This is a genomic window from Psychromonas arctica, from assembly GCF_038155225.1.
GTDB classification, from domain to species: Bacteria; Pseudomonadota; Gammaproteobacteria; order Enterobacterales; family Psychromonadaceae; genus Psychromonas; species Psychromonas arctica_B.
Genome location: NZ_JBAKBA010000072.1, coordinates 1 through 7,508, shown reverse-complemented (window position 1 = coordinate 7,508; position 7,508 = coordinate 1). Strand labels below are relative to the sequence as shown.

Here is a 7,508-nt window from a genome sequence, read left to right as displayed (position 1 = left end):
GCTGGTTTTCAAGACCAGTGCATTCAGCCGCTCTGCCACCCCTCCGCAGAACGAGGCGTATATTATAGAAACTAATAAAAAAGCCAAGCACTTTTTGTTAAAAAACGTTTGTACGCTTACTTTCTAAACAAGCTTTGTTTAATAAAGGATCTTTAGCTTATTAAATAAACGACTTTAATAACGATCAAAAATTAAAAACACAAAATACTGACTAATTTACTTCATTTTAATGTTCTAGTTCCTATCTCTGCTCATCTGACGCTAGTGTTACAAACTCTTTTATTACAAAGTTATTTCTGCCCGTTGATTTTGCTTCATAGAGAGCTTGGTCTGCACATTTGAAAATATCACTTATAGGCAAACTATGATCAACTACATCAGTTGCTTTAATAATGGTAGCACCACAGCTAAAAGTCATGTGAGGAGCTGTTTGAGATTTAGGGTGTGCTATATTTAGCGTTTTCATTGCGTCGCCGATACGAAGTAATTTTTCCTGTAAATCATTTTCACTCATATCGCTAAACAATAAAGTAAACTCCTCTCCGCCATAGCGCGCACAATAATCATTCGCACGCTTACATTGTAATTTTAGAACTTGTGCTACATCGACTAGCGCTTGATCGCCTTCTAAGTGACCAAAATGATCGTTATATTGTTTAAAATGATCAATATCGCACATCACCACAGCGAACGTTATACCTTGACGAATACAAAGGTCTTTATGAATTTCTAACACAGCCAAAAGCCCATGCCTGTTAATCAAACTAGTGAGTTGATCGGTGGTGGCTTGTTTTCTTAATAAATCGTTCTGTTGCTGAACGGTATTAATTAGCTGGTTCACATTATTCGACACAATCATCAGTTCTTTAACAGAAAATTTATCATCTAATAATTTAAATCCTAATTCTCCATCAATTAATTTAATACTTAAAGCTAACTTTTTTACTGGTTTAATAATAGTGTGAGTAATCAAGTGATAAAATAAGTAAATAAATAAACTCAATATCGAAATAAAAATAAGGCTATGTTCATTGATCAAAGGAGGAAGATCTCCTTTACTGTGCTTAATTTTTAAAACAGTAACCGGTAACCCATTCATATCTTGAAATAAAATATGCCTGTAAGGCTTAACATCCTCTATTTTGACTTTTTCATTCCACAACGGTAAACCACTCAAGTTTTTACCTACAATATCATTGTCTATACTGATTTTTGTTAGTGTCGACTGATTGAGTAAATCAAGAAATGGTTCTTCTACCAATTGAATAAAAATTAAAAAACCACGATTACCACCAAACTTATTAGAATCCCTTATTTGAAAAGCACTAAATAATGCAGGCCCATATTGGGTATTAATAAAGCCTTCTTTATGAGGAGCGCCTTCTCCACTTATTGGGGTCGGCAACATTTTTGAATTAAGAGGATATTTTTTAAAATCATAAAATGAAAAGGTTAACTCTACATCACTAAGGTGATGCAACCCTTTAGTTAATATAGGCTCAAAATTTTCATTTAAATAAAAGATACCGTCTACTTTTAAGCTATTAAAGGTGTCAGGCACCATATTTTCGTCTATATACTCTTCATTCAAATCATGCATAAAATCATAAGTTGAGGTCCAAACAGAATAATCATAAGTTGAGGTCCAAACAGAATAATCATAAGTTAAACGAGATAAGGAAGTTAAAGCAGTTTGTACACCATAGTTTAAAAGCTTTAATTCTTTTTCAGCCAATAAAGCGATATTTTTTTCTAGTTTAGGTAGCTCAAGAAAATAACGATAACCGATAACCGTACTCGAAAATAATAGAAATAGTACAGTAAGTACACGAAGCTGCAGTTGCTTAAAGGATAATGGTTTCATAATGTAGCGACCATTTTTATCTAAAATAATAAAAGGAAGTTTACTAGATGATTTAAAATACAAAACAAAAATAGTAACTTTAACCCCAATAAACTAACCATTAATAGGTATTAAAATTATAGCCTCTGATGACTATAAGTAAACCGAACCGAATAATGAGGGGTCTATAAAACGTGACTTGATTAACAATGCTGGCGTTTTTAAAACATTTGTTAATAATAAGTTTCAGTTATCTTGTATCGGTGGATTGTAAAAATACTATAGCTAAAAGAGAACAAGACTCATTACTCTATATAACGAAGGATTTAAGTAATGCAAAGTAGATGATAAGCAACTTTGTATTTTTTAAAAGTAACACGATAGAAATGAAAAGGAATTTCTTAAAAAGCCCCCCCCCCCTTTCTCTTCATATGGAAGATGTCGTACAAAAAACTTAAACCTATTAATACATCAAAAAGTAAAAACAGATAGCACAGGATAAATTAAATTTTTTAATGCTTTAGAAAGCAAAAAGGCACTCACAGTAAACTGTAAGTGCTTTTTCTTAATGTGGCGGAGGAGGAGAGATTTGAACTCTCGGAGAGCTATTAACCCTCGCTGGTTTTCAAGACCAGTGCATTCAGCCGCTCTGCCACCCCTCCGCAGAACGAGGCGTATAATAAACAAATTGAAAAAAAAGCCAAGTCTTTTTTTAATTTATTTTCAATTATCGCTAAATAAGATTAATTTTTCACATTTAAGCTATTCAACCTTTAATTCAAAGGCAATCACCTTTACTATCTCATCACAAGTTTATAAATGTTAACGCTTTTATTATTTTTTCAAATACGTTTTCTTTAAGCGCCTTATTGCTATTCATTGAAGGTTTCAAGTATGTTCCAAGACAATCCATTATTAAATCAACTTAAACAAACAATGCAGGAAAAAATACCTAAGCGTACTGGTATTGTTAAAGCGTCTGATCGTGGATTTGGATTTTTAGAAACCGACAAAGGTAAACGTTTCTTTATTGCACCAAGTGATATGAAAAAAGTATTACACGGTGATCGTATTAGTGCTGCTATCACAGAAAATGGTGATAAATCGTCTGCTCAACCAGTACAACTAAAGCAAACTGATACCACTGAGTTTGTTGCGCTGTTATCTATTAGTGATAAACGTGTTTCTATTAAAGCGAATAACCCTTTATTAAATGCCTTCTTTAAAATTAAAGGTGCAATGCAATTAGCGAATAAAGGTTATAACAATGGTGACTGGGTTACCGTTAAATTACTTACTCATGCTTTAGATGGAAATGGTTTCTTAGTTGAAGTGATTGAGAAAGTTGCAGAATATAACGACCCTTTTGCTTATCGTTTAATTGCCGTTGCCACTCACAAGCTACCGAATAAAGCCCCTGATTTTGACCACCCTTGGCAAGTAATTGATCCTGAACTTGATCGCCGTGATCTAACTAAACTCCCTTTCTTCACTATTGATGGCGTTAACACCCAAGATATGGATGATGCGTTATACGTTGAAGAAAACGATCAAGGTTGGTCATTAACAGTGGCGATCTCAGATCCTTCTGCTTACGTGCCAGAACAAAGTGAAATGGATAAAGAAGCACAAAAACGCTCTTTCACTCTCTATTTACCAAACTTTAATGTGCCTATGTTACCACGTGATTTGAGCGATAGTTTATGTTCATTAAAAGAAGGTGAAAAACGCGCCACAATCTGCTGTACGTTACAAATTGGTAAAGGCGGAGAGATTATTGGTGAGCCAGAATTTTTTGCCGCATGTATAAAATCTCATTTCCGTCTTAATTATAATGATGTGTCCAATTACTTAGAAAATGATGAATTAGCAGATGGCCAATGGAAACCAAATAAGCAATTAAGTCAATTATTAAACGTGTTAGATCAAGCGACAGCAGCTCGTCATCAATGGCGTTGTGACAATACAATTGTGATGAAAAGCCAACCTGACTACACTTTGAAGCTGAATAATAAAGGCGAAGTGTATGAGATTCTATGTGAGCCTCGCCGCACTGCAAACCGCTTAGTTGAAGAATCGATGATTGCTGCTAATGTTTGTGCTGGTGACTTTCTAGCAAAAAATAAACAAGCCGGTGTATTCAATGTACATTCAGGTATCGCAACGGATCGTCTAGGTAAAGCGTCTTCTTTACTCGCTGAATATGGCATTATTATTGATGCTGCTTCATTAGCCACGCTTGAAGGTTATGTAAAAATGCGCCAAGCAGTCGCTGAACTACATAATGCTTATTTAGACCATCGTCTACGTCGTTTACTGTCTTACGCAGATACTTCAGCAACACCTGCACCGCACTTTACAATGGGTGTGAAACATTACGCAACATGGACATCGCCTATTCGTAAATACGGCGATTTAATTAACCATCGTTTAATTAAGTCTGTATTAACACAACAAGCTTCGACACCGGTTGACCCAGAGATTGGCGCTCACTTGAATGAAGCGCGTAAATCACAACGCATGGCTGAACGTGATGTCAATAATCTGTTGTATTGTGGTTATTTAAAAGACCAAGAGAATTCAGATTGGCGCTATAAAGCAGAGATATTTGATATCGTTAAAGCAGGTTGTCGCGTTCGTGTACAAGAAAACGGTGCGACTTTCTTTGTACCGAGCAGTCTATTGGGCAAGTCATCGGCAGATGCTAAGAAGATAGAATGTGTTCGTGAGCAAGGTGTAGTGAAAGTAGCCGATCAAATCGAATTGCAATTAGGTGATGTGATTGATGTGATGCTGACTTCTGTTAAACCTGAATCTCGTCAATTAATTGCTAAACTTGCTGATCCATTGGGTTAAACAGCTTTTGCTCCTCTTAAAAAACACTTCTAATCAGTTGATCTTTAAGATCGACTGATTATCCCCTTTTTTTTGTGAACGACAAAAAGCGACTTTGTTAAACTCTATGGTACAATAATCTCAATTTAACATTCCAATACTAGAGATTTTTTCTTGAAGCCAATAACTCCCCACAAAGACCGCAATTTATTTTCATATCCAAAATACAGAGGCGACTCTGTTAAAGCCGCTCCCTTTTTACCTATGTCACGTAAAGAGATGAAACAGCTTGGCTGGGATAGTTGCGACATTATTATAGTCACAGGTGATGCTTATGTGGATCACCCTAGTTTCGGAATGGCTGTCATTGGTCGAATGCTTGAAGTACAAGGTTTCAGAGTCGGTATTATCGCTCAACCTGATTGGCATTCAAAAGATGCATTTATGGAACTAGGTAAACCTAATTTATACTTTGGTGTCACTGCCGGTAACATGGACTCAATGATCAACCGTTATACGGCTGAAAGAAGATTAAGACATGATGATGCTTACACGCCAAACGATGAAGGCGGTAAACGCCCGGATCGAGCCGTTGCAGCTTATACGCAACGTTGTAAAGAAGCCTACAAAGGTATTCCCGTTATCATTGGAGGTATTGAGGCGAGCTTACGCCGCATAGCACATTATGACTATTGGTCTGACAAAGTACGTCAATCTGTTTTGTTTGATGCAAAAGCGGATCTATTAATTTACGGAAATGCAGAACGTCCGCTAATTGAAATTTCACACCGAATTGCACAAGGTGATGATATTAAAACCATTACCGATGTACGTGGTAGTGCCTTCTTAACCAATTCAGCGCTGCCTGGCTGGACAGGTATCGATTCACGTAGTGTCGATAAACCTGGCAAAATAGATCCTATCTATAGCCCTTATCAAGATTTAAGTGAAAAATGTGATACGGCGAAAGATGAAAGCTATGTTGCTGATGAAGCATCAGACATCACTAAAACAGCGCAAGTTATCCAAATGACACCGCATAAAGGCACGCCACAAGAAGAGCGTGAAAAAAGATGGGAAGAAAAATCTAAAGCTTGGTCAACGACTTATATTAATTTACCGACGTTTGAGCAAGTGAAAGAAAATAAAATGCTGTATGCACATGCATCGCGTATTTTTCACCAAGAAGTTAACCCAACCTCAGCAAAAGCATTAATGCAAAAGCATGGTAGTCGCGCTATATGGTTAAATCCACCTGCAACACCTTTAGAAGAAAGTGAAATGGATGGTGTGTTTGGTTTACCTTATGCACGTGTTCCGCATCCAAGTTATGGCGATGCTAAAATTCCCGCTTACGATATGATAAAAACATCCATCAATATCATGCGAGGCTGTTTTGGTGGTTGTACTTTCTGCAGTATTACTGAACATGAAGGTCGCATAATACAAAGTCGTTCGCAAGAATCTATCATCAATGAAATTGAAGACATTAAACTCAAAGTACCTGGATTTACTGGTGTCATTTCAGACCTTGGTGGTCCAACGGCTAATATGTATAAGTTACGTTGTAAGAGTGAAAAAGCCGAAGCAACGTGCCGTAAACCCTCTTGTGTATGGCCAACTATTTGTGGTCACCTCGATACAGATCATACGCCAACCATCGAGCTATACCGCGCAGCACGCAGAGTACCTGGCATTAAAAAAGTACTGATTGCATCTGGTGTACGTTATGACTTAGCGATCAAAGATCCTGAATATGTTAAAGAACTCGCGACGCATCACGTGGGCGGATACTTGAAAATAGCACCAGAACATACCGAAGAAGGTCCATTAAATAAAATGATGAAACCGGGTATGGGTAGCTACGATAAATTTAAAGAGCTATTTGATCATTACTCAAAATTAGCGGGTAAAAAACAATACCTAATTCCATACTTCATTTCCGCTCATCCGGGTACAACGGATATGGATATGATCAACCTAGCCATGTGGTTAAAAGAAAATGACTTTAAGTTAGATCAAGTGCAAAACTTTTATCCTTCACCGCTAGCGAACGCGACGACCCTTTATCACACTGAGATTGATTCTTTACGTAATGTAAAACGAAACAGTAAATCAGTGTCTATTCCTAAAGGAACGATTCAGCGTCGATTACATAAAGCAATACTGCGTTATCATGATCCTGATAATTGGCCAATTATTCGTGAAGCACTCATCAAAATGGGATTAGATAAAACCTTGATTGGTAGCAAAGCCACTTGTTTGGTACCTAAAGAAACACGTGCGGAAGTGATGAATAGAAATGCTAAAAAAGGAAAAGCGCCTTTAAAAGGTAAAGTTGCTCCAAAAAATCAAGGTAAAGTGGTTAATAATAAACGTACGCCTAAAGCTAAATTTGGTTCTAAACCAGCAACAAATGGTAAACAAGGGTTAACACGCTTTAGTACAAATCAGTTTCAAAAATAATTAATCATAATAAATGATAAAGTAGAGTCATCAATTTATATGCAAAAAAGGCGTTAACTTTTAACTAAGTTAACGCCTTTTTTATAGTAAGAATTTATCTGGTTTTTCATTATAGTAATCTGGATAAATAAATGATCTATTTATCCAGATTACTATAACTCGTTTCAATACAGTATTTTTTGCCTGTTTTTGATAGGATTTTTGCTCTCGTGAGTGGATGATTTTCAATCAGTAGTAGTAAGTGTTTCGAATTAATTGATACCTAATGGCTAATCAAACTGGCAGCAAACAATCAGTGTTATACCAATAGAATTAAATAAGTGATCAGAGATTGCGCAGGAAAAATTAACACTAATAAGGCGTG

3 protein-coding genes and 1 tRNA gene are annotated in these 7,508 nt (G+C 36.3%); 2 read left to right on the top strand and 2 right to left on the bottom strand.

All coding sequences use genetic code 11. The features are described 5' to 3' along the window. Positions 1–241: 241 nt before the first annotated feature. Positions 242–1,735 (bottom strand): diguanylate cyclase, encoded by a 1,494-nt coding sequence (locus V6255_RS17620; protein ID WP_341629314.1) that lies wholly within the window; start codon positions 1,733–1,735, stop codon positions 242–244. A gap of 679 nt (positions 1,736–2,414) precedes the next feature. Further along, positions 2,415–2,505: transfer RNA gene (locus V6255_RS17615), tRNA-Ser, on the bottom strand. Positions 2,506–2,737: 232 nt separating this feature from the next. Here V6255_RS17615 and V6255_RS17610 point away from each other — a divergent pair. After that, the gene (locus V6255_RS17610) at positions 2,738–4,699 is read left to right on the top strand and encodes an exoribonuclease II (protein WP_341629313.1); all 1,962 of its coding nucleotides are present in this window, start codon (positions 2,738–2,740) and stop codon (positions 4,697–4,699) included. A 243-nt stretch (positions 4,700–4,942) separates the two neighbouring features. Continuing rightward, positions 4,943–7,144 carry a YgiQ family radical SAM protein gene (locus tag V6255_RS17605; protein ID WP_341629315.1) on the top strand — a complete coding sequence of 734 codons (2,202 nt, stop codon included), beginning with the start codon at positions 4,943–4,945 and terminating at the stop codon, positions 7,142–7,144. Positions 7,145–7,508: the final 364 nt, after the last annotated feature.

Excerpts from the sequence above, each read along its gene's own strand:
- V6255_RS17610 (WP_341629313.1), top strand. The coding sequence starts at position 2,738 with ATGTTCCAAGACAATCCATTATTAAATCAACTTAAACAAACAATGCAG.
- V6255_RS17605 (WP_341629315.1), top strand. The coding sequence starts at position 4,943 with ATGTCACGTAAAGAGATGAAACAGCTTGGCTGGGATAGTTGCGACATT.